We start from the raw sequence: 22,249 nt of genomic DNA, 5'->3' as shown, positions 1-22,249 counted from the left end.
GCGGACACCGCAGTTTCCATCGAACGAGAGGTGGTCTCCGGTCACGCATATGCGATCCTCGCACCCGAAGCCTTCGATGGCTGGTGCGGATACGACAAGCCGACTTTCCTGTCGGTAGATGGTGTTCTGACCCGTTAACCCTGGGCCCCGGCGCTTATGCGCCGGGGCCCTCGATGTGGAGGTGACATGGGGCGAAACCCCGATGACATGTTCGGCGACGAGAACACTCCGGCCTACACCATCGGTCAGGCCGCAGAGATGCTCGGCACCACGCAGGACTTCCTGCGCCGCCTGGACGAGGCGAAACTGATCAACCCGCACCGCTCTGCCGGCGGGCACCGCCGCTACTCCCGCTACCAGTTGCGCCTGGCCGCCCGGGCCCGCGAGATGGTGGATCAGGGCACGGCGCTGGAAGCCGCCTGTCGGATCATCATCCTGGAAGACCAGCTCGAGGAAGCCCTGCGGCAGAACGAGAAGCAGTAGCGCGGGCCACGGCGGCAGACTGGCCGGCCCGCTTCCCGGCTCGGTCCTGGTAGCACGTACTCCTGCTTGCGCGACTCTTCGTATCCCGGCCATCGGCCGGGATGTTGCTGTTCGTAGCCGGCGGTCGAGCGGCTGTCGGCCGCCGGTGGCCGAGCACGGCGTGGATCCGGGCGCGCCTCCGCAGGGAAGCAAGCTCAGTGACTCCGGTCCTGCGAGGCTGATCCTGGCCGGCGGCGCCTGCATCTCCGGCATGGCTTCCCTCAGCACCAACCAGCGCGGAGGACTCAACGGCTGTTCCGTCCAGACGAGATCACGGCAGACCTTCGCAACGCAGACCAGGGGCTGCGATTGGAGTTGCCCTACGACCGGGTGGGGACAGTCGCCGTCACCCACATACGCAAGCTACTCGCCACGCAGGTATTGATGTCGCGTTCGGAGCCACTGAACCAGCGCTGTCGGCCGGACCCCGAACCGGCACCTCGCGCCCGGTGCTGAAGATCAGCAGACCACGCCCTCTCGGTCCTCGGAGTGCCCGGTACCACCACCTGCTCGACCGCGACGACGCTCTCTTCAGAGCGCGTCGGCGCGACCGTAGAACCCGCTCGATCATCCTGTCGATCCGCCAACTTCTTCGAGCGGTGCAACTTTCCGGGTGGGCGGTTCCGTTCTACCTCCGTCACGAGGAGGCAGCGCACTTGATAGCCGAAGACGAGCAAGCATTCCGCGAGTTCGTGACGTCAGAAATGGCGTCACTGCGCAAGCTGGCGTACGTGACCTGCGGCGACTGGCACGCGGCGGAGGACGCCGTGGCCAATGCTCTGGTCAAGCTCTATCCCCGCTGGCGGAAGCTGGACCGGCCCGATCTCTACGTCAAGACCATGGTCTACCGGGCCGCGGTCGACGAGACCCGTCGGCCGTGGCGGCGCGAGCGGTCGGCCGGTGACGCCATGCCGGACGTCGCGCTGCGCGACCCCGCCGGTGCGAGCGACGAGCGGATGCGCCTGCGGGCGGCGCTCGACTCGGTGCCACCCCGGCAGCGAGCCGCGGTCGTGCTCCGGCACTACCTGGATCTGAGCCTGGAGGACACCGCCAGCGTCCTGAACTGCACGGTGGGCACGGCCAAGAGTCAGGTGTCCCGTGGCCTGGCGAAGCTGCGCGAGTCACTCGGCGGCGACCGTACCGATCTCAACGGACCATCGATAAAGGAGTGGACCCATGCGGTTGCATGATCTCGTGGACGCGGTAACGGGCGATGAGCCGCCGATGTCCCGCACCGTCGACGACATCATCACGGCAGGGCGGCGGGCGCAGCGCCGCCGTCGGGCCGGATTCGCGTCAGCCGGCGCGGCGGGCCTCGTCGTGGCCGTGGTCGCCGGTGCGTTCGTGGTACCGGCCCTGGGTGCGCAGCAGAGCCCCCCGGCCGCGCCGTTCGCGGCCGGTGCGGCGGCGTCCGAGCCGGCCGGGGCCGAGTGGCCCGACGCCGCGTCGTTCACCTTCACCTTCACCGGGTACGACGCCGGCACGCTGCATGTGCAGGACCCGATCGTCGCGTCCACCGCGTACCAGATCGCTCCCGTCTACTCCGACGGTCACACCTCGAACGACAAGCCCATGACCCGCCAGGAGGTGGAGGAGCAGGGCGACGCGTTCTTGCGGAACAAGGAAAACGGGAAGCCGGCCCTCTTGGCGTACCTGACCGTCTACCGGCCCGGTGCCTTCGACCCGGCCGGGATCAAGGACGGCGCGAACGTCACCGTGGCCGGGCGCAGGGCCGTGCAGGCGACGCTGCCGGTCGGCCTTGACCCGCAGCGCCCGGTGGATGGCGGCAACAAGCTCTTCGCCTGGGAGTACGCCGACAACGCCTGGGCGGCTGTCACGTCGTACTCCGGCGACAAGGCAACGCCGAGCTTCGAGGAGCTGGGCGGCCTGGTCGAAGGCCTGAAGCCCAGCAGGCCGACGCCGGCCCTGGTGCCCTTCACGGTGGGCTACCTGCCGGACGGTTACGTGCCGTTGCAGATCGGCACCCACGCCACGGCGGGCCTCGGCGGCATCGCCGCGGCCCGCGGCGGCGACTACGGCGGCGCGACGTACACCAGGTCCGCCGCGCCCACCACCGGGCTGACCGCACCGTACGAGGCGAGCGAGGGTGGCATCAAAGACGGGTTCCACATCTCGGTCATCCCGAGCAGCAGCGCGAACCAGACGCCGGAGCCCGGTGTGACGAAGTGCTACGACGTACCCGACCGGCCCGGGTGGAACGGCCCGCAGGTCGACATCTGGTGCCAGTTCCGGAGCGCCGACGGCGCAGTCGTAGTCGAGGTCAGCCCCGATAGTGCCGGTAACACGCTGCCGCGGGTCGAGCTGGAGAAGATCGCCAAGGGGATCACGGTCGCCGACGTCGAGGACGAGTCGACCTGGACTCCGGCCGCGACCGCCCTGCGGCCATGACGGCCGGCACCGCAACCACGACGGTGCTGTTCCGCAGGGCCGCTTCAGCGGCTCCTGTCGCGAAGAATGAAGGCTTGGGATGAGACGCAGAGCAAAGGCCGGTCTGATTGCCACGGCAACAGCGGCTCTGTGCGTACAGGTGGTGCCTGTCGCCGAGGCGAACACCGCGCCGAAGTCCGACGCGGTGCCGGTCGGACTGGCGGAGTTCTACGCGCAGCGTCCTGCGTGGGGACCCTGCCCCCGCCCGCCGGTGCCACCGAGGCGGTCACCGGATGCTTCGGCGTCCGCGCTTCCCCCTGCCGGGAGCGCGTCCCCGGCGGTGGAATGCACGACTGTGCGGGTGCCGTTGGACTACCGGCGACCGGACGGCCCCCGGGAGACCGTCGAGCTCTCCCGGCGCCTGGCGAGCGATCAGCCGAACCGGCTCGGCGTACTGGTCGAGGTCCCCGGCGGGCCGGGCGGGCAGGGAATCTACGCGCCGGAGGACCCGGCGTACGAGGCGCTGTCAACGCGGTACGACATCATCGGGTACAACCCGCGCGGTGTCGGGCAGTCACAGCCTCTGCTGTGCGAGGGCACGAGCGTGCAGTTGTCCGGCAGGACGCGCTTCACCGACGCGCAGATGCGGGCGTACACCGAGGAGTTCCGCAGGCGTGATCAGCAATGCGAACGCGCGGACGGTGCCCGGCGTCCCTACTTCACCACCGCCAACAACGCCAGAGATCTCGACATCGTCCGCGCGGTCCTGGGTGAGCGTCAGCTGAACCTGATGGGGAAGTCCTACGGCACGTACGTGACGGCCGTCTACGGCACGCTTTTTCCGAAGCGACTGAACCGCAACGTCCTGGACTCCGCGATCCACCCGCAATGGATATGGCGGGAGGCGTGGAAGCAACAGGCAATCGCCCAACGTAGGACCGCCGACGCCTGGATGACGTGGGTGGCCGAGCGCAACGGAATCTACGGGCTGGGAACCACCCGGTCGCAGGTGCGCGCCACGATCGAACGGACCCGGGCCAAGCTGGAGCAACGCCCGATCGACCAGGGTGACTTCGTGTACGACGGCACCGAGTTCGACGGCCTCATCGGGGCCACCAACGAGGTGGCGTACTGGGACTTCTTCGCAGCGACGGCGAGCCGGCTGCGTCAGCAGGTCGAGACACCCTCGGACGTGCCGGGTGACCTGGGCCGGGCGTTGGCTCTTCAGCAAGAGATCCAGGCCGACCCGCCGCCGACCAGCAATGGCGTCTGGGAGGCAGTCAACTGCGAGGCCGAATGGCCCGCCGACCTCAAGGTGTACTACGCGGACATGCGCTACTTCTCCGAGCACTTCCCCTACGGCTGGGGTGCTTCGGCGGTTTCTCCGCGTGAGTGCACCTTCGGCTCGGTGGAGCGGGTCGAGCCGCTGGTGAAGCTGCGCCGCAGCGGCTACCCGACAGGGCTGGTCGTGCAGGAGGAGTTCGACCCGCAGACGCCGTACGAGGGCGGTCGGGCGATGGCGGATCTGCTCGGGCACCGGCTCCTCAGCGTTCCCCGCGATGGGTACCACGTCGTCCACGGCACCAACGCCTGCGTCGACGCCGCCATCGACGACTACCTGCTGAACGGAAAGCTGCCGAAACGGGGAGCGGAGTGCGAGGGAACGCCGATCCCCGAGGTTCCGACGGATGGTTCGGCGCGGGTGGGCGAGGGCGACCGCCCGTCCCTCGACGAGCAGACGACTCTCTTGCCCGGCCCTCGTCCGCTTCAGGCTGGTGGTCGTGCGCCCTCCTGATGCCGACGCGTGAGGGCTTGACATCCGCGCTGTTTTGGCCGACGCCTCCGCAGTTCCTTGGTACGTCACGGCCGGCCAGGTGGTGGATCTGTTCCACGGCGCGCAGACCCGCGGGCACGGCGACCTGGAGGTCGCCGTGCCCAGCGCACTTTGCGCCCGCGCCACGGTGGATGTAGCCGGAGAACCTGTGCCGTCGGCCTTGCCCCGCTCGACCAACTGCTGAGCGAACTTCACCTCCGCCGGCGTCGGTTCAGGAAGCTGAACAGCGTTCTTCTTGTCTGCCCTGACATGGTCCTTCCCGGACGGGATCAACGCGAATTTCGATCTGCGAGGACGTCCGCTTTCGATTTGCGGCACGCTGGGCGTTCGATACGCGGTTACTTGATGTTCGATTTGCGGGGGCAGGTGAACGGGGCGGTTCGTGAAAGGGTCCACCGCTACGTCGCGTTGCTGCGGATCGCGGCGAGTTCGGGAAAGGCACCATCCCAGTGGGGCGTCGAACATCCCGGCACCGGTCCGCTATCCTCCGCCGATGGCATCGAAGGACAACGCCGCGCTGGAGGCGATGATCGACGAATCCACCGTCGACACGGACGGTCACGAGGACGAGCGCGTCGGCCTGTTCACCATGATCGAGGAGCATCTGGCGGTGCCGTTCACCACCACCGTCCTCGGCGTCGAGGCCACCGTACGGAAGGCCGAGCTGGCGGCGGACAACATCGTCGCGGTCTGCGCCCGAGGTCGCCACCGGCAGAGGATCGATCTCCTCGACCTGCCGTTGCTCACCCCCGCGCCGGACGGCGCCGCGTGGATCGACGCCTACCGGCACTGGGCCGGACGGTAGGCCACGGTGAGCGAGTACCAGTACTACGAGTTCACCGCCGTCGACCGGCCCCTCACCGGCCGGGAGCGGGCCGAGCTTCGGTCGCTGTCGACCCGGGCCGACATCACCGCCACCAGCTTCGTCAACACCTACGAGTGGGGCGACTTCAAGGGCGACCCGCGCACGCTGATGGAGCGGTACTTCGACGCGCACCTGTACCTGACGAACTGGGGCACCCGCCAGCTCATGCTGCGGCTACCGAAACACGTGCTCGACCCCGCCACCGTCTCCCAGTACTGCCAAGGGGACAGCGCATCCGCGTGGACCGCCGGCAAGCACGTCATCATCGACCTGCACGACGAGGACGAGGACGGCACCGACGAGTGGGACCTCGACGGCCACGGCCTCCTCGCCTCCGTCATCCCGGTCCGGGCCCGCCTCGCCGCCGGCGACCTGCGCCTGCTCTACCTGGCCTGGCTGCGCTGCGTACAGTCCGCCGAGATCGCCGACGACGAGCCCGAACCGCCCGTCCCCGCCCGGCTGGGGGCCCTCGACGCGTCCCTCACCGCCGTCGCCGAGTTCCTACGCATCGACCCCGACCTGATCGCGGCCGCGGCGGCCGGACCGGCGCCGGCCACCTACGGCGAACCGACCGCCGCGCAACTACGCACCTGGGTCATCGGGCTGCCCGCTCGGGACAAGGACGCCATCCTGACCGACCTGATCACCGGCGGCGACAGCCACCTGCGCAACCGACTGCTGCGCCGCTACCGCGACGCACACCGCACTGATACGCCCACCCCGGCAGCCGCCCGTACCGCCGGGGAGCTGCTCTCCACCGCCGCGGGGTTGCGCGCCGAACGGGAACGACGGGACGCTGAGCAACGCGAACGCGACCGGATCCGCCGCGAACGGTCCGCCGCAGCAGCCCGGCAACGGCACCTCGACACCCTCGCAGTCGACCAACCCGCCGCCTGGCAGCGAGTCGACGAGCTCATCGCCACGAAGAAACCCCGCGAGTACGACACCGCCGTGCAACTCCTCATCGACCTGCGCGAACTCGGCGAACGCGACGGGGACAGTTCGTCGTTCCAGCGCCGGCTGGCCGAGCTCCGGGCGGCGCATGCCCGCAAGCCCAGTTTGCTCGAACGCCTCAACCTCGCAGGCCTCGACACCTGACGCATGGTTCCCCGCTAACCGTCGCCAAGGTGTGGCGAGGATCGTGGAGGGCCGGTGCGGCGTGCCAGCGTGACGCCCCAGACAGTCGACGCCGGCCACTTCATCCTGCCCGCCAAGATCAACCAGAGTCACCTGGAGACTCCTCCAGCGGATGCCGACCGGGGTGGACCGGTGCCAACGAGGGTCACCATGGCCGACCGCCGGCCGCAAACCGGGGTTCGTGTGCTCAGGTGTGCTCCTGGGCTGGGAGAACGGCGGTCCGGGGAACATGGGTGAACGGGGGCCACTCCCTGCCACCCCAGGTGAACCCCAGGTCGCTAGACTGTGCCCTCGCGCCCTCGTAGCTCAGGGGATAGAGCATCGGTTTCCTAAGACGACGCTCTATCTGTGCCCGAAGGCTGACTACCTGCGGGTTCCTATTCTGTTCTCACGTTAGTAGGTCGCACGTGCGCGTTGCTGTGCTCGCTTGCCGAAGATCAGCCGAACGGGCGCAAGTCCTGCTCAGGCCGCGGTTCGTTCGGTTCGACGCGTCCTTGCCGGAATCCGGCGAAGCTGCCGCGCCGCGTCAGTCTACGGTGCCGTGAGAGCGTGGGCCAGCAGCGTGGCGAGTTTGGCTGCGCGTGCCGGATGGTGATGGCCGACTAGTGCTACCAGAAGTGGAACCTGACGGGCGCGACGGTCATAAGAGAGTGTGAGCGAGACGGCGGACATGATCCGGGCCGACGACGGCGAGCTGTGGCAGCGGGCACGCCAAGGGGAGGCCGAGTGCTTCGGTGTGCTCTTTGACCGGCACGGCGGGGCCGTCCGGGCATTCTGTGCCCGCCGGACCGGCTCGATCGACGCCGCCGATGATCTGGTCTCCATCGTGTTCCTGGAGGCGTGGCGTCGGCGGGGTGAGGTCGAGCTGGTCGATGGCAACGCGCTGCCGTGGTTGTACGGGATCGCTCGCCGGACAATTCAGCATCGCTGGCGGACCGCGGTGCGGCATCGACGGGCGCTGGAACGGCTGGCACCCGCTTCGACCACGCCCGACCACGCCGAGGAGGTCGCCGGCCGGCTCGACGACGAGCGACACCTGGCCCGATTGCGGGCAGCCCTCGAGCGACTCAGGCCGCCCGACCGCGACGTGTTGCTGCTCTGTGTCTGGCAGGGCCTCACATATGCCGAGGCGGCAGTAGCGCTCGGCGTACCGGTGGGCACCGTCCGATCACGGTTGTCGCGGGCCCGGTCCCGGCTCGATGCCGAGACAGGCTCAATAAGCATTGCCGATCCCGCGACCTGCCCAGTCGCCACCCCGACACAGCGACAGGAGATGTCATGACTGAGCTGCGATCCCGCCCGGACCCGCAGCGCCAGGCCGACGTTCGGCGAATGCTGGTTGCTCAGGCCTCGCGTGGGGCTGTGCCGAGTCGGAACCGTCGCATCGCCGTAGCTGGTGGCCTCGCTGCCCTGACCGCTGCAGCGGGCTTCGTGGCGCTCGCCCCCGATCCACCGCAGCAGAATTATGCTGCTTGGACGCCCGTCCCGCAGGCCGCTCCACCACTGACCGCCTCGGACGAGGAGATCGAGGGCTGGGCTTCGAAATGCAGCGACCTCGGCGTCGGCGGGGTGGGCGTCGGAGGTGTCCCGGCGCGCCCGGAGGCCGCGGCCCGACGGGAGGTGCTGGTCGATCGACGCGGCGGTTTCACCTACTGCGTCGATGTCTCGATGGGCAGCGGCACCTCCAGGGACCCCTTGATCGCCCTGTCTGGTCTGAAGGCCGATGGGCGCAACGGGCTCAACCTCATGGCGGCCACCGTCTCCGACAAACCGTTCACCAAGCCCCAGGACAGTGCCGTGCTGGTGCTCGGCGGCGTCTGGGAGAAGCCGCCAGAGGGCGGCATCCAAGCCTTTCAGATGTACGGCCTGAGCGGTGCCGCTGTGGCCGGCGTCGACGTGGTCCTGGCCAATGGACTTCGAGTGAGCGCCACGCTGAGGAACGGTGTCTGGGGTGTGTGGTGGCCCAGCGATCGTGGCGAGTTCGCCGGCAGCAAGCTGCACGTGCGCACTGTCACCGGCGTCACGCTCGTCGACCCGAACACCGTCCGGCTACCGATCCAATGACCAGAGGTTTGCGAACCTTCGGACGACTCGGTCCTGGTTTGATCGTCACTCGCGGGTCAGCCCCGGTGGCAGCGCGGTCATCGCCGCCCACCCTGTTGCTTTCACATCCCCTGGTCAAGGACTGCGTCGAGGATCGCGCCGCCACACCGCCGGCAGAAACGCGTCCAGCGGAGGGGCCGGGTAGCCGGTCCGGTTCTGCGCGTCGAGGCCGGTGCGGGCGGCGTTGTGCAGGATGGCGCGGAGCTGGTCGTACTTGTCGCGGGGTGCGGCGGGGTGGTGGTTGATGACGAGTCCGGCGAGCCCTCGGCGGACCTCGCTGCCGATTGTGTCTTCTGCCTGCGTGTGTAGCAGGCAGGTGTTGCTGTGATCGCCTGCTGAGGATCAGCCGAGGAACCGGTTCCTGACGGAGCTTGGTGTGAATGGCCCCCGCGCCCGCAGCTACAGAGAGGGACTTGGTTGCTCGGGCGGGTTCCCACGGGCCCGGACGCCGTCCGCGATGGCGACACCTGCCAGGACGAGGGTGGCGGTGAGGGCGGGCACCAGGGCGGGTACGAGCACCAGCGCGGCGCCGGCGACGATCAGCGTGAGCAGCGCGACCAGCCTGGAAGGTGACACGCGGCTGAACACCTCGTACTCGAAGCGGGCTCGTCCGGCCAGGAACAATGCGGGGCCGCCGAGGATGACGCCGGCCAGCCAGGGGGTGGTGTGATCGGTGGGGTGGGCGATGACGACTTCGAAGCCGGCGGAGGCGGCGACGACGCCGGCCACCATGAGCAGGTGGGTGTTGGCTGCGGACCGCACGAATCCGCCTGGATCTCGAGAGGACTCGATGGTGGCCTTCAACAGGGCTCCGGCGCGGTGGACGTAGATCTGCCACAGCAGCGCGGTGACGGCGAAGGCCAGTAGGAGCGCCGCGGTGCGGCTGATTGTCGCGTCGTTGTCGGCGTAGGTCATCGTGGTGAGGAGGACCAGATCGCCGAGGGCGAGGGTGAAGAATTGCTGGTAGCGCTCCGCCAAGTGGTCGGCCGCCACCGTGTACCGGGATGTGGGTATCCGACCGAGCCGGGGCGTGGGATAGCGGAGCCAGGCTGACCCGTAGTCGATGGCGAGCGCCGCGGTCCACAGCAGGCCCCGTGCCGAGCCTGCCACGAATCCGCCGGCGATCCACGGCACCGCGGACACGAGGGACCAGAAGACGAATCGGCTGGGGCGCAGGTGCGCCGCCCGGTTGCGCAGTGCGGCGACGAGGAAGATGCCACGTCCCAGGTGGATCGCCACGTATGCGCCCGCGAAGACCAGGGCATGGTCGGAGAAAGCGCCGGGCAGCGTGCCAGCCATCAGCAGGGTTCCGAGCATCACCCAGAGCGTCATGACGAAGATGGGAGGCCGCTGCGCGTGGTAGAGGTCGGTGACCAGCGCCGTGGCGGACCAGACCCACCAGATCGCCAACAGTAGTACCACGGTCTGAGAGACCCCGACCCAGTCGAGACGCTGAGCCAGGGTTCGTGACGTCAGGGCGAGCGCGGCCACGAAGACCAGATCGAGAAACAGTTCCAGCAGGGTTGCCCGCTGCGGTCCCTCCTCCTCCCGGGCCAGCCCTACCGCTCGGTCGGCCGTCATCGGGCTCCCCTTCACTGGTCTCGGAACTTTCCGGACTGACGAGCAATTCGTGGTGGGGAAAACGGTGAGAATTCCCTGAGTGATTTTAGGGTGAGGAGCGGAAACGATAAGGCAAAGTGGTTCTTTTTCTCCTTGAGTGGGTTGGCGTACCACACTGCGGAATGCCGTTGAGCGGGGCGACGTGCGCGGGAAGAGCCGGCCCGGTGCGGTGCATGTCCAGATGGGAGGGCGTACGGTGAGCGTGGCGCCCGAGCGTCCGGTGGTTCAGGCGCCATCGCCGTCAGCCCGCTCGGGCGTGGCCCGATCGTCACTCCCGTCGTGGCAGCCTGCTCGTCGTGCTGGCTGTCGCCTGACCACGTCCGGCAGCGGGCGCGCCGGTGACCCGCGTGGACGAGGTCGCCGGGTCCACCGTACGCGGAGTGGTCAGGCTCGCCGTGCGTCCCGACGGTGTTCGGATCCAACCAGCGCGTTCCGCACGGCCGCCCCGTGAGTACGACCAGTTCGGAGGGTCGCACAAGGGAGCATCTGACGAGTCTCGCCAGGCAGCGGACTGTCAGCTCATGGGGTGGGGTTATCGAGACCAGTTCAGACGTCTCTGCGACGTAACATCCGGTCGCTGATGCCAAGGAGTTGCACAGATGGATCTGGAACGCGGCAATCCGATCATCCGTGGCACCGTCAACCAAGCCATTCGCGCTATCAGCCAGGATTCCGAGGCCCCGCCGGCTCTCACCGAACATGCTGAGGCCGTCGGCGTTCTCCTCTATGACATGATCACTTGTATCGTGTCCGATAGCACCTGGCCAGGGCCGCTCTTGCTCGCATCACTGTGCAGGACGCTGAACATCGATCGTGACGGACTCGACGTCCTTGCCCACCACACACTCACGGCTCTCCTTGCCCTACAGCCCGGCCCTGAAGTCCTGGTGCGTGCGGGTGCCACTTTCGTCGCCGCGAACTGTCACCTACCTGTCGCGAATGATCGCCGCCCCTACTGGAAGTCCCACCGTTCCAGGCCACCGCGACCCGCCACCCCTGGGTCGGTGTCGCACCTACCGATGCCACCCACGTGGGCCTGCAGCGGCTGCGCCCACGAATGGCCTTGCGCCATCAAGCGGAACCAACTCCTCGCAGAATTCGGCGGAAGCCGACCCGCGCTCGGCATCTATCTTGGCTCGTGCTTCACCGCAGCCCTTTCCGACCTGGCTCGCATCGACAAAGAGGATCTGCAACAGCGCTTTCTCGGTTGGCTACCACGAGAGAATTCTTGACGCTGCGAGGGTGATCAGGACGTGGATGAAGTTCTGGCTGCCCCGTTGACCATGGCCTGTGCCGCTTCGCCGATCGTGTCGTTGGTGTCTTGTGACACCTTGGTCAGGATTGCGAACGCCTCGGTGGGGGTGCAGTGGCGTTCGGCCATGATGATGCCCTTGGCCTGCTCGACGGCCACGCGGCCGGCCATCGTCTCCTGCATTCGCCGAGCCAGCGCGGCGGTGATGTCATAGAGGTGCGTGTTGGCCAGGGCGACGGCGGCGTACGCTGCGAAGGTCTCCAGGATCTTGATGGTGTCGTCGTCGAAGGCGTGCGGTGTGCGGGCGTAGACGTTGAGTGCGCCGACGACCGCCCCCTGTGTCGGCAGGCCGATCGACACGGAACTGCCCACGCCCGTTTTCGATCCGCGTTCGGTCCGGTCGGGCCGGCGGTCCTCGGCGGTGGGGTCGGATACCGGCAGGATGTGGCCGATGGCGGCGGCGTCCCGGCAGGGGTGGCGCGCCTGGGCGTACTGCCGCTCGTTCACGCCGCGGACCGGGTTGTGGGTGGACAGCGGGGTGTGCCCGGTCCCACCACGGACGAGCGTGACCCAGACCTCAACCGGTGTGGGCAGGACGCGTTTGGCGAGGTCGGCGACGTGTTGCAGGACGTCGTCGAGGTCGAGCTCGCCGAGCTTGGTGCCGTTGAGTTCGGCGAAGGCGTCGGCGGGGTCCGTCGGTGGCCGGGTCATGGCGTCAGGTCCTCACGGCCGGCGCACCCGTCGAGGAGCCGGGGCGGGCGCGCGGGTGGCAGCCCGCGCGTCGCGGGCCGCTGCACGGACCCCACTGGATGGAGCCGGGACCAACGCCATTGCTCGACGCCGATTCGCCACACCCGATACGGCGGATGTGAACTACAGGGCCATCAGGATACCCCGCTTCCGTCACGTACGTCGGGTGCACGACGTCGGCGGCGGCGAGTTGGACTTCGAGGTGCTCCCTGGTCTGCGGCAGTGTGTCCAGTACGCGGATCACGTCCTCGTGTGGCTGTGCGGTTCGGTCGACGGCGCGGGTCGGGGTGCTGTCGCGGTGCAGGCCGTCGAGCCCTACCGAACGGCCGGCGCCACTGATGGCCGACGGGCCGACCGGGCGTCCTCGCCGACCACGGCAAGGACATCGTCGGGACGGGGGACGGCTTCACCAGCCTTCGCGCCTGGTCCGTGACAGACGGGTGCCTTCAGGGCGAACTCCACAGTCCGTCGGGGCGGTCGACTGCCATCGAGGGCCGGAGCTACATCACGACCAGACGGCCGATCGGTCGGAGAAACGCCCTACCGGCGGCCGGGAACCATCGCCGTCGCCGCAGGGGATGACCGGCGCGATGGCGTAGGGTGGCGCGTAACGACCGCCCTGGTCCCCTGGTGATGACCCAGCCGCAGGCACACCACCAGGAGCATCGGATGCCTGTTTCCCCTGTCTAGGTCGTCCTGGCCCGGAATCCGTGAACGACCTCGTCAAGCGGGTCGCCGACCGTGACCGGGCCGCCTTCGGTCGCCTCTACCGCCGTCTCGTCCGCGTTGAGTCCATCCAGGTGTGTGAGGTTGGTGGCCGCCCGTCGGTCGCCGTCGCGGTGACCCGGGCGGTGTTCGTCGAGGTGTGGCGGCTCGCGCCGAGGTGCGCCGGTCAGGTCGATGGTCACCAGCCGGTCGACCCCGGGGACCGAAGCGGAACACCACACCGCGCTCGTACTGCTGGACGACCCGCACCGCTCGGGCGGCGGTGTCGAGACCGATGACGCCGACCGCCACTGTCGCGATCGCGACGACTGTCTGCAGAGCGTTCATGAGGGCATGCCGGTCCGGGGAGGGATGGTGTGGGGGTCATTGACGGGGTGGCGGCCGATCGGAGCGGTGCTGCCCCCTTCGTTGTCCCACACCGCGTCCGCGTCGGAGCCGGTCGTCGCCGCGGCCCGGGGCCCAACCGGTGCGTTGGCCAGGATGTCGGGCGCGTGCCTGAGGTTGGTCGGGTCGGCGGCGGTCGCCATCGCCCACTCGGCTGCCGCGCGTGGCGTGCCGGGCGGCACCACCAGCAGGTCGACCTGAACGTCGCGGCCGGTGGTGGCGACCAGCAGGGCCGGATCGAGGGTGTCGAACCAGCCGATCCGGACCACGTCCGGTCCGACGGGCAACCGGCGGAATCTGCTGTCCCAGGTGCGGAGGTTGAGCATGAGATGCCGGATCCGACCGTGGCGTTCGGACAGGGCGAGGACGAGACCGGGTAGTTCGGCGGCGGGGTCCCGGGAGCGCGGCCACCACCCGCCGTCCAGGACCGCCCGAGCCCGGACAGGGGCGAGGACCAGCCGGGGCGAGGACGGCGCCAGCCCGGGGGTCGTGGCGAATCGTCGCGTGGTGACGGACATGGCTCATCCGTCCTCCCGGGTCGGGCGGGGCGGCAGCGGGACGCCAGCGATGCCGGTCGTCGACGGAGGGGTCGGACCGGACCCGGCCGGGCCGTCGGGCCGCGTGCCGGCATGGCCGAGCATCCTCAACTGCACGATCCGGGCGGTGCCGGGCAGGGCGACGAGCAGGACCCCGAAGACCGCGGCCAGCAGCAGCGCCACCCCCATCGGCAAGGTGCCGTGAGCGCCGAGGAACGACACCTCGGCACGTTGCCCGTTCTGCAGTACGAAGACCAGGAGCAGCAGGAGCACGAACGCGAACACCACGGCAGCGACCCAGACGCCCCCGATCCGTGAGCGCTTCACCGATGGCCGCGGGGGCGTCGCGCGAGAAGCATCGGCGCCGCCACGGGCGCCTGGCGAGAAGGATCGAACATGACTGTTCCGGGGTGCGGTCATCACGAACCGCCGCCTTCCGATGAGGATCTGGCGCGCCCGCATGCCGTGGTGCGCTGGCGCGCCTGGATGATGGCGGGCCCGCGACGGGCTGTCGCGGTCCGACGTGCCGGTGCGAGGGAGGTGCCTGGCCAGGAATGCGACGGAGATCCGGCGACCTGACCGGTGCATGGGGTGCGGCGGGTGGCCGACACGGTGACCTCGATCGGTGGGGGTGCGTCCGCCAGCGGCGGACTGTCAGCCACCGGGGTCCCGAGCGACACCGCAAGCGTACGCCTCCGCGACCGGCTCGTCGGCCGTCGGAGCCGTCGCGGGTCCGGTGGGCCGCCGGTCGCGCCGCGGCGCCACGCGGGAGTACGGTGTGACCGTCGCCCGGGACCTCGGCGCGGTATGCCAGCGCATCCGTTCGACTGATCCGGGCCGGAGTCAGCAGTGGGCAAGGACCACCCGGGGCGCGGCGATCCGCCGACCGTCGGCTGCGGTTGGGGGCTGTTCTCGTCGATGCCGCCCAGGGTGGCGCCGTCGCGGTCGATCATGTCTGCGCGGCGGCGGTGTCGGTCGCCGGCGTCGACTCCGCCGCCGTCGCGGTTCTCCTCGACGCGACGCCGCGCGAGCTGGTGTACGCCACGGACCGGACCGCGTCGGAGCTGGAAGACCTGGCGCTGACCCTCGGTGAGGGGCCGTGCGTGGACGCGACCGCCGGCGGACCTGTCCTGGTCGCCGATCTGACCGTGCCGGAGTGCCGCGCCCGCTGGCCGGTGTTCGCGCCGGCCGCGGTGCTCGCCGGGGCTGGCGCGGTGTTCGCGTTGCCCCTACGGGTGGGCGGGATCCGCCTCGGTGTCCTTGACCTCTACCGGGCCCGCGCCGGTGACCTCGGGGCGGAGCAACTGGCCGACGCGCTGGTCCTGGCGGACGCGGCATGCGCGGTGCTGCTGGACGACGCGACGCGCTACGGGGCGGGCCGGGACGATCAGTGGCCCGAGGGGTCCGGCCTGCACCACCCAGAGGTGCACCAGGCGACGGGCATGATCATGGTCCAGCTGGGGGTGACGGCGGCGGTGGCGCTCATCCGGTTGCGCGCCTACGCGTACGCCCAGGACCGGCGCCTCCGGGAGGTGGCAGCTGATGTCGTCGCCCGGCGCCTGCGTCTGGGACCGGCCGGGATACCCGGTGACCGAGATGAGTGAGCTGGGGAATCGGCGCCGGGACGGCGTCGCACGGACCGCCCGTCGGGTGACCGGTGGAACCATTGATTGACGAGGTGACTGACATGGCCGAGACCCCGCTGGCCGACGTTTTCGTGGAGATGGCCGACACTCTCGTCGACGACTTCGACGTGATCGAGTTCCTGCACGTGCTGACCGAGAGGTGTGTCGAGCTGCTGGGTGTGTCGGCGGCCGGGCTGCTCCTGACCGACCAGCGGGACACGCTGCAGGTGGTCGCCGCCTCCTCCGAACGCACCCGACTGCTGGAGCTGTTCCAGCTCCAGACCGACCAGGGGCCCTGCCTCGACTCCTTCCGTTCCGGGCAGCCGGTGTCGGTCGCCGATCTGACCCTGACCACGGCCCGATGGCCGAGGTTCACCGCCGCCGCGGCCGAGGTCGGCTTCGCCGCGGTGCACGCCCTGCCCATGCGCCTGCGCTCCGAGGTCATCGGCGCGCTGAACCTCTTCGACGTCCGGCCGGGGGCCCTCGACGAGGACAAGCTCCGCATCGGTCAGGCACTCGCCGGCGTGGCCACCATCGGATTGCTGCAGCACCGCGCCATCCACCGGCGTGACATCCTCACCGAACAGCTGCAGACCGCTCTGCACAGCCGTGTCCTGATCGAGCAGGCCAAGGGGGTTCTCGCCGAACGCCTGCAGGTGGACGTGGGCCAAGCCTTCGCGATCCTGCGCGCCGGCGCCCGCAGCCGCAACCGACGACTGTCCGAACTGTCCCAGGCGATCGTCGACGGTTCCGAGCGACTCGCACCGGGACCGGCCGCCGACCGGCCCGGCTGACGACCGCCTCCGCAGCCGAGTCGGCTTCCAGGGGTGTCGGTCGGGGAGATACAGGCGTACGGTGACGCTGTCGCCCGGGTCCCCGGTGGCCGCCAGTCTCGCCGCCACCAGCCCGTTAAGGGGCGCTCAACAATGGCAACCACCATCGTGACACCCACGGCTGTTTCGTCCCCTCCGACGCTGACCCCGGCCACCGGGGAGACCGAACAACTGTGGCGTCGACGCGCAGCCGTGAAACGAGCCGTCGCGTTCACCAGGAGAGAACGCCATGGCCGTTTGTCCGATCGCCACCGGCGGCCCTCGCCGCAGGCCAACGGGAGATCCGGCCCCTCGGCATTCGGGGTACGGGTACGGCGGGCCCTCGACGTCCGTGCGCTCCGCCTGCGGGTGTTCCTCCTGCTGGCTGTCCTGCTTCTGCCGCTGGTGCTCATCACGACGTTTGCCGAGAGCTGACTGCTTCCCGGGTGCCCACGTCACCGGCACCTGGCATGGCAGGGCCCGGACCGGCGTAGCCTGAAGCGGTCCGGGATACCACCGCCCGCGCCGGCTGCGCCCTGGGGGATCGCAGGTACGTGCCGCACCATTCGCCGGTCACGGCGACGGGTCAACCGCCCGCCGCCTCGGTATCCCGGTGACGGGATTCGACCCGGGCCTCCACACCGCCACCCGTGACCATGACCGTCCGGAACGGCTTCTCGAGGGGCAGACGATGAAGATCGCCAGGTACAGGATCGTTGCGGCGCTGCGCGAGCGCGGCCAGCAGGTCAGGGCCGACTGGGTCGAGCGGGAACTACCGGAGCGGGTGGACCCCGCCGAGCACGCGGGGCTGCTCGCCACCCTGCGTCTCGATCCGGCCGACCTCGCCGACGCGCCGTCCCCGTGAGGGTCGCCCTGCTCGGTCCGGTCGCCTGGCGCACACCGCCCCACCACTACGGTCCCTGGGAGCAGGTGACCGGGCTGCTCGCCGAGGGGCTGGTCACCCGTGGCGTGGACGTGACCCTCTTCGCCACGCAGGACTCCGTCACCTCGGCGGCCCTCGACGGCGTGTGCCCCCGGGGGTACGCCGACGATCCGGGCATGGACGGCCGGGTGTGGGAGGCGATGCACGTCTCCCACGCGATGGCCCGCTCCGGGCAGTTCGACCTGGTGCACAGCCACCTCGACTGGCTGCCGCTGGCTTTCGCCGAGCACTGCCGGGCTCCGCTGCTCACCACCGTGCACGGCTTCTCCGGCGCGGGGATCCTCCCCGCGTACGCCCGGGCCCGCTCGTCCTACGTGTCGATCTCCGACGCTGACCGCAGCGCCGAACTCGACTACGTCGCCACGGTGCACCACGGCGTCGACCTGACCGGGCTGCCGTTCACTCGCGACGCCGGTCCCGGACTGGCCGCCTTCGGCCGGATCCATCCCGACAAGGGCACCCACACCGCCATCGAGATCGCCCGCCGTGCCGGCCGGCCGCTGACCATCTGCGGCATCGTGCAGGACGAGCGGTACTTCGCCGACCTGGTCGCCCCGCACATCGACGGCGACCAGGTCGTCTTCCTCGGCTCGGTCGGCCCTCGCCGCCGTGCCGAGGTGCTGGGCGCGAGCACCGCGCTGCTGCACCCGATCGCCTTCGACGAGCCGTTCGGGCTGTCGGTGGTGGAGTCGATGGTCTGCGGCACGCCGGTCGTCGCCTACTCGCGGGGATCGATGCCGGAGGTCGTCGACGACGGGGTGACGGGGTTCCTCGTGCAGACCGTCGAGCAGGCCGTCGACGCCGTCACCCGGGCTGCCGGGCTGGACCGGGCCGCCTGTCGGACCCGGGCCGGGCAGCGCTTCGGCGCGGACCGGATGGTCACCGACTACCTCGACGTCTACGACCACCTCACCCGATCGCACCGCTGAATCCGATCACCGCCCACGAACCCGTTCCGCCGGCCACACACGCTGGCCGGCGTGCGCCGACACCGCGTGAGGCCGTCCCCGCACTTCTGGGGCGGCCGACAACCGGAAGGCCCGACACCCATGCTCAGCTACGGATTCCTCAGCACCCACCCACCGACCCGGTGTGGACTGGCCGCCTTCAACTCCGCCCTCGCTGCTCAATTGAGCGCCGACGGTACGCGCGGCGGCATCGTCCGGGTCACTGACCGCGGTGACGACCTGCGGGCCGGACCCGGGGTCGTGCACACCTGGTCGACCCGCACCCAGGCCGGCTGGCGGGACGCCGCGACGGCCCTGAACGCCTTCGACGTGGCCGTCGTCCAGCACGAGTACGGGATCTACCCCGGTGCCGACGGCGAGGACGTCCTGCCGTTGCTGCGCCGGCTCACCGTGCCGAGCATCGTGGTCCTGCACACGGTGCTCCGTCGGCCCTCGGCCCGGCAGAAGTCCCTGCTGGAGCAGATCGTCACCGCGGCCGGAGCGGTCGTCACGATGACCGATACGGCTCGCGACCGGCTGCTCGTCGGTTACGCCGTACGTCCGGGCAAGGTGACGGTCATCCCGCACGGCGCAGCTGAGCAGGTCGGCGTACCCGCCGACCGCCGTACCCGGCCCCACCTGCTGACCTGGGGACTTCTCGGTCCCGGCAAGGGCGTCGAGTGGTCCTTGCGGGCCCTCGCGCGGTTGCAGGACCTCGACCCGACCCCCGCCTACACGGTCGCGGGCCGGACACATCCCAAGGTGGTCGAGCACCAGGGCGAGGCGTACCGGGCGGGGCTGCACCGGCTCGGCGCGGAGCTGGGCGTCGCGCACGCCGTGGACTACCAGAACGTCTACCACGACCAGGCCACCCTCGGCCGGCTGATCCGCTCCGCCGACGTGGTCGTCCTGCCCTACGACTCCCGCGAACAGGTCACCTCGGGGGTGCTCATCGAGGCGGTGGCCGCCGGGGTGCCCGTGGTGGCCACGGCCTTCCCGCACGCCGTCGAGCTGCTCACCGGCGGCCCCGGTCTGGTCGTACCCCATCAGGATCCGGCGGCGCTGGCCGCCGCGATCCGGCGGATCCTGACCGAACCGGGCCTGGGCGCGCGGCTGGCCGGTCGCGTCCGGCCGCTGGCCGCGGACCTGCGCTGGCCCGCGGTGGCGGCCCGCTACGGCGCGCTCGCCGAGCGGCTCGTCGCCGCCCGCCGTCCCGCGGTCAGCGCGGCGTCGGCGTGACCGCGACCACCGGGTTGTCCGCCGCGCCGGGCAGCGGCCGCCGACATCCGACGCCCCGGCCGGGCTTCGCGCACCTGGCCCGGTTGAGTGACGACACCGGCCTGTTCGAGCACGCCCGGCACGCGATCGTCCGCCGCGAGCACGGCTACTGCACCGACGACGTCGCCCGCGGCCTGGTCGTCACCAGCCGCGAGCCGGATCCGACCCCGGAGGTGCTCGGGCTGGCGGAGCGCTACCTCGCGTTCCTCACCCACGCGCAGGACACCCGGGGCGCCTTCCACAACCGGCTCGGCCACGACCGGCGCTGGGCCGACGAGCCCGGGCTCGGCGACTGGTGGGGTCGCGCGCTGTGGGGGCTGGGCACCGCCGCGGCCCGCAGCCCGGCGCCCTGGATCCGGGAGGAGGCGCTGGTCGCCTTCAGCCGGGGCGCCACCAGACGGGCCCCGACCCCGCACGCGATGGCCTTCGCCGGGCTCGGCGCGGTCGAGGTGCTGCGCCGCCATCCGGCCCACGCCGATGCGGCAGCACTGTTGGGGGACGCGGCCAGCACGATCGGCACCCCCGGATCCGATCCGCGCTGGCCCTGGCCGCAGCCGCGGCTGACCTATGCCAACGCGGCCCTCGCGGAGGTCGTCATCGCGGCCAGCCAGCTGCGCCACGACGGTCCACCCCTCGGCGACGGGTTGCGGATGCTGACCTGGCTGCGCGACGTCCAACTGCGCGACGGGCACCTGTCGGTCGTACCCGCCGACGGTTGGGCAGGCGGTGCGCCGCGGCCCCGCCACGACCAGCAGCCGATCGAGGTCGCCGCGTTCGCCGACGCCTGCGCCACCGCCGCCACGGTCACCGGCGACCCCGCCTGGGAGGCCGGGGTGCGGCAGGCGGTGGGGTGGTTCCGCGGTGACAACGACGTCGGCACGCGGATGTGGGATCCGGCGACCGGCGGCGGCTACGACGGGCTGACCGCGCACGGACCCAACCTCAACCAGGGGGCCGAGTCGACCCTCGCGCTGATCTCCACCCTCCAGCACGCCCGGCGGTGGTCGTGACCGGGAGCCTCGCCGTCCGGCAGGACGTCGTCCTCACTCCGGATCCACGCCGGGTGATCCTCAAGCTCTTCGTCCCGGGTGAGGACGCCGCCCTGGTACGCACCCGCGCGCGGGCGCTCATCGCCCGCGTCGCGCGCCTCGACGAGGAGGAGACCGGCCGGCTGCTGCGGGACACCTTCGATCGCTTCGGCGCTCGGCACCGCGACCTGGACGGCACGTTCCACCACCACTACGACCTCGTCCGGCACCGCGCCGCCCGGGCCTGGGACCTCTCGCCCGCCGCGCGTCTCCTGGTCGGCGCCTACTTCAGTCACGAGTACGCGGTCGAGGCCGCCGCGCTGTGCAACCCGTCGATGGTGACCCACCCCGACCAGAGCGGTCTGGGCGACGGGCAGGTGCGTGTCGCGATCAGCCTGCGCCAGATCGGCGAGGGCCACCGGTCGTCCATCGGGTTCGCCACCGCGGTCCTCGGCCCCGGCCGCCAACTCGCCGTCGCCGACCGGTCCGGCCCGCTGGTCGTCGGGCAGCGGGCCCGGGTACGGCATCGCCGGGACCTGCTCGTCGCCGGGCTGGCGGAGGAGGATTGCGACAACGAGGTCACCGCCACCGTGCTGGACGCCCTGCCTGATCGGTACGACGAGGGCACCTTCGAGCGGGTGCTCGGTGAGCTGCCACCCGACCTGCTCTCCCGCAGCACCGGGCCGGACACCCTCGAACACGTACGCCGCACCAACGCCGCCAGTTACGCCACGACCTTCCCCACCGACACCGCCCTGCACCAACGGGTGCTCTGGCCGGCCGTTCCGGCGGAGAGCAACGGCATGGAGGACGCCCGGTTCATCAGATTCACCGACGAGTCCGGACCCGTCTACCGGGCCACCTACACCGCCTACGACGGACGGCACATCGCCACCCGCGCGCTGGCCAGCAGCGACCTGCGCCGCTTCGAGAGCACCCCGATGCGCGGGCCGGGCATCCGCAACAAGGGCGTCGCGCTGTTCCCCCGTACCGTCGGCGGCCGGCACCTCGCCCTGTGCCGCGCCGATGGGGAGACCCTCGGGCTGACCTGCTTGGACGGCGAGAACCGGTGGCAGGAACCGGTGCCGCTGCACGCACCCCGGGACAGCTGGGAACTGATCCAGGTCGGCAACTGCGGATCCCCCATCGAAACCGACGCCGGCTGGCTCGTGCTCACCCACGGCGTCGGCCCGATGCGCCGCTACGCCATCGGCGCGCTCCTGCTCGACCTGCACCGACCGGAACGGGTCCTCGCACGGCTCCCCGGCGCGCTCCTGTCCCCCGACGAGGCAGACCGGGACGGATACGTACCCAACGTCGTCTACTCCTGCGGCGGGCTCGTCCACGCCGGCGAGCTGTGGTTGCCGTACGGGGCCAGCGACGCCCGGATCGGTCTCGCCACCGTGCCGGTGGCCGCGCTCATCGGGGCGATGGTGCGATCGCCGCCCCGCCCTGCCGCCCAGGCTGCGGAGTAGGCTGGGGGCGTTCGCTCCAGACCC

22 protein-coding genes are annotated in these 22,249 nt (G+C 70.4%); 17 read left to right on the top strand and 5 right to left on the bottom strand.

Annotated elements, in window-relative coordinates; translation table 11 throughout:
• The first annotated feature begins 186 nt into the window (after positions 1–186).
• From BAW75_RS30600 to BAW75_RS32185, 8 genes are all read left to right on the top strand, one after another.
• A complete protein-coding gene (locus tag BAW75_RS30600) occupies positions 187–483 on the top strand; it encodes a helix-turn-helix domain-containing protein (RefSeq protein WP_043326983.1) in 297 nt (98 codons plus the stop codon).
• Between the two features lie 695 nt (positions 484–1,178).
• Positions 1,179–1,712: a SigE family RNA polymerase sigma factor gene (locus BAW75_RS30590; protein WP_104115888.1), complete on the top strand. Its 534-nt coding sequence runs from the start codon at positions 1,179–1,181 to the stop codon at positions 1,710–1,712.
• On the top strand, positions 1,699–2,931 hold the full coding sequence (locus BAW75_RS30585) for a hypothetical protein (protein ID WP_104115838.1): 1,233 nt from the start codon (positions 1,699–1,701) through the stop codon (positions 2,929–2,931). The genes BAW75_RS30590 and BAW75_RS30585 overlap by 14 nt, the downstream gene beginning before the upstream one ends.
• A 340-nt stretch (positions 2,932–3,271) precedes the next feature.
• Positions 3,272–4,705 carry an alpha/beta hydrolase gene (locus BAW75_RS30580; protein WP_167435646.1) on the top strand — a complete coding sequence of 478 codons (1,434 nt, stop codon included), beginning with the start codon at positions 3,272–3,274 and terminating at the stop codon, positions 4,703–4,705.
• A gap of 532 nt (positions 4,706–5,237) precedes the next feature.
• On the top strand, positions 5,238–5,549 hold the full coding sequence (locus BAW75_RS30570; RefSeq protein WP_104115835.1) for a hypothetical protein: 312 nt from the start codon (positions 5,238–5,240) through the stop codon (positions 5,547–5,549).
• A 6-nt stretch (positions 5,550–5,555) separates the two neighbouring features.
• Positions 5,556–6,707 carry a hypothetical protein gene (locus BAW75_RS30565; RefSeq protein WP_104115834.1) on the top strand — a complete coding sequence of 384 codons (1,152 nt, stop codon included), beginning with the start codon at positions 5,556–5,558 and terminating at the stop codon, positions 6,705–6,707.
• A 691-nt stretch (positions 6,708–7,398) separates the two neighbouring features.
• Positions 7,399–8,028: an RNA polymerase sigma factor gene (locus BAW75_RS30560; RefSeq protein ID WP_244206325.1), complete on the top strand. Its 630-nt coding sequence runs from the start codon at positions 7,399–7,401 to the stop codon at positions 8,026–8,028.
• Positions 8,025–8,810, top strand: coding sequence for a hypothetical protein (locus tag BAW75_RS32185; RefSeq protein ID WP_146074926.1), 786 nt, complete (start codon positions 8,025–8,027; stop codon positions 8,808–8,810). Before BAW75_RS30560 ends, BAW75_RS32185 begins: the two co-directional genes overlap by 4 nt.
• A gap of 438 nt (positions 8,811–9,248) precedes the next feature.
• Here BAW75_RS32185 and BAW75_RS30550 read toward each other — a convergent pair whose 3' ends face one another.
• Complete coding sequence (locus BAW75_RS30550; RefSeq protein ID WP_104115832.1) at positions 9,249–10,430, bottom strand: low temperature requirement protein A; 1,182 nt, start codon at positions 10,428–10,430, stop codon at positions 9,249–9,251.
• A 638-nt stretch (positions 10,431–11,068) separates the two neighbouring features.
• Between BAW75_RS30550 and BAW75_RS33150 the strand changes: the two genes are divergently transcribed.
• Positions 11,069–11,701, top strand: coding sequence for a hypothetical protein (locus BAW75_RS33150; protein ID WP_244206324.1), 633 nt, complete (start codon positions 11,069–11,071; stop codon positions 11,699–11,701).
• A 14-nt stretch (positions 11,702–11,715) separates the two neighbouring features.
• Here the strand turns inward: BAW75_RS33150 and BAW75_RS30540 are convergent, their stop codons facing one another.
• The 4 genes from BAW75_RS30540 to BAW75_RS30520 form a co-directional block, all read right to left on the bottom strand.
• Complete coding sequence (locus BAW75_RS30540; RefSeq protein ID WP_104115830.1) at positions 11,716–12,432, bottom strand: GAF and ANTAR domain-containing protein; 717 nt, start codon at positions 12,430–12,432, stop codon at positions 11,716–11,718.
• 725 nt (positions 12,433–13,157) lie between these two features.
• On the bottom strand, positions 13,158–13,379 hold the full coding sequence (locus BAW75_RS32525) for a hypothetical protein (protein WP_167435645.1): 222 nt from the start codon (positions 13,377–13,379) through the stop codon (positions 13,158–13,160).
• A gap of 141 nt (positions 13,380–13,520) precedes the next feature.
• Positions 13,521–14,099: a DUF5994 family protein gene (locus BAW75_RS30525; RefSeq protein WP_104115827.1), complete on the bottom strand. Its 579-nt coding sequence runs from the start codon at positions 14,097–14,099 to the stop codon at positions 13,521–13,523.
• Between the two features lie 3 nt (positions 14,100–14,102).
• Positions 14,103–14,405, bottom strand: coding sequence for a LapA family protein (locus BAW75_RS30520; protein WP_208635353.1), 303 nt, complete (start codon positions 14,403–14,405; stop codon positions 14,103–14,105).
• A gap of 611 nt (positions 14,406–15,016) precedes the next feature.
• Between BAW75_RS30520 and BAW75_RS30515 the strand changes: the two genes are divergently transcribed.
• The 8 genes from BAW75_RS30515 to BAW75_RS30485 all read left to right on the top strand — a co-directional run bounded on the left by BAW75_RS30515 (position 15,017) and on the right by BAW75_RS30485 (position 22,225).
• Entirely contained in the window at positions 15,017–15,721 is a 705-nt protein-coding gene (locus tag BAW75_RS30515; protein WP_208635352.1) for a GAF and ANTAR domain-containing protein, read from the top strand.
• Positions 15,722–15,804: 83 nt separating this feature from the next.
• Entirely contained in the window at positions 15,805–16,536 is a 732-nt protein-coding gene (locus tag BAW75_RS30510) for a GAF and ANTAR domain-containing protein (RefSeq protein ID WP_104115825.1), read from the top strand.
• A gap of 132 nt (positions 16,537–16,668) precedes the next feature.
• Positions 16,669–16,989 (top strand): hypothetical protein, encoded by a 321-nt coding sequence (locus BAW75_RS32180; protein WP_146074925.1) that lies wholly within the window; start codon positions 16,669–16,671, stop codon positions 16,987–16,989.
• Between the two features lie 256 nt (positions 16,990–17,245).
• On the top strand, positions 17,246–17,419 hold the full coding sequence (locus BAW75_RS32520) for a hypothetical protein (RefSeq protein WP_167435644.1): 174 nt from the start codon (positions 17,246–17,248) through the stop codon (positions 17,417–17,419).
• Complete coding sequence (locus BAW75_RS30500; RefSeq protein ID WP_104115823.1) at positions 17,416–18,426, top strand: glycosyltransferase family 4 protein; 1,011 nt, start codon at positions 17,416–17,418, stop codon at positions 18,424–18,426. The genes BAW75_RS32520 and BAW75_RS30500 overlap by 4 nt, the downstream gene beginning before the upstream one ends.
• A gap of 120 nt (positions 18,427–18,546) precedes the next feature.
• On the top strand, positions 18,547–19,683 hold the full coding sequence (locus tag BAW75_RS30495; protein WP_104115822.1) for a glycosyltransferase: 1,137 nt from the start codon (positions 18,547–18,549) through the stop codon (positions 19,681–19,683).
• Positions 19,680–20,732: a glycosyltransferase gene (locus BAW75_RS30490; protein WP_244206323.1), complete on the top strand. Its 1,053-nt coding sequence runs from the start codon at positions 19,680–19,682 to the stop codon at positions 20,730–20,732. Before BAW75_RS30495 ends, BAW75_RS30490 begins: the two co-directional genes overlap by 4 nt.
• Entirely contained in the window at positions 20,729–22,225 is a 1,497-nt protein-coding gene (locus BAW75_RS30485; protein WP_104115884.1) for a glycoside hydrolase family 130 protein, read from the top strand. Before BAW75_RS30490 ends, BAW75_RS30485 begins: the two co-directional genes overlap by 4 nt.
• Positions 22,226–22,249 lie beyond the last annotated feature (24 nt).

The organism is Micromonospora chalcea, assembly GCF_002926165.1.
GTDB classification, from domain to species: domain Bacteria; phylum Actinomycetota; class Actinomycetes; order Mycobacteriales; family Micromonosporaceae; genus Micromonospora; species Micromonospora chalcea.
This window is presented reverse-complemented; position numbering and strand designations above follow the sequence as displayed.

Excerpts from the sequence above, each read along its gene's own strand:
- BAW75_RS30600 (WP_043326983.1), top strand. The coding sequence starts at position 187 with ATGGGGCGAAACCCCGATGACATGTTCGGCGACGAGAACACTCCGGCC.
- BAW75_RS30585 (WP_104115838.1), top strand. The coding sequence starts at position 1,699 with ATGCGGTTGCATGATCTCGTGGACGCGGTAACGGGCGATGAGCCGCCG.
- BAW75_RS30570 (WP_104115835.1), top strand. The coding sequence starts at position 5,238 with ATGGCATCGAAGGACAACGCCGCGCTGGAGGCGATGATCGACGAATCC.
- BAW75_RS32185 (WP_146074926.1), top strand. The coding sequence starts at position 8,025 with ATGACTGAGCTGCGATCCCGCCCGGACCCGCAGCGCCAGGCCGACGTT.
- BAW75_RS30550 (WP_104115832.1), bottom strand. The coding sequence starts at position 10,430 with ATGACGGCCGACCGAGCGGTAGGGCTGGCCCGGGAGGAGGAGGGACCG.
- BAW75_RS33150 (WP_244206324.1), top strand. The coding sequence starts at position 11,069 with ATGGATCTGGAACGCGGCAATCCGATCATCCGTGGCACCGTCAACCAA.
- BAW75_RS30540 (WP_104115830.1), bottom strand. The coding sequence starts at position 12,432 with ATGACCCGGCCACCGACGGACCCCGCCGACGCCTTCGCCGAACTCAAC.
- BAW75_RS30525 (WP_104115827.1), bottom strand. The coding sequence starts at position 14,099 with ATGTCCGTCACCACGCGACGATTCGCCACGACCCCCGGGCTGGCGCCG.
- BAW75_RS30510 (WP_104115825.1), top strand. The coding sequence starts at position 15,805 with ATGGCCGAGACCCCGCTGGCCGACGTTTTCGTGGAGATGGCCGACACT.
- BAW75_RS32180 (WP_146074925.1), top strand. The coding sequence starts at position 16,669 with ATGGCAACCACCATCGTGACACCCACGGCTGTTTCGTCCCCTCCGACG.
- BAW75_RS32520 (WP_167435644.1), top strand. The coding sequence starts at position 17,246 with ATGAAGATCGCCAGGTACAGGATCGTTGCGGCGCTGCGCGAGCGCGGC.
- BAW75_RS30495 (WP_104115822.1), top strand. The coding sequence starts at position 18,547 with ATGCTCAGCTACGGATTCCTCAGCACCCACCCACCGACCCGGTGTGGA.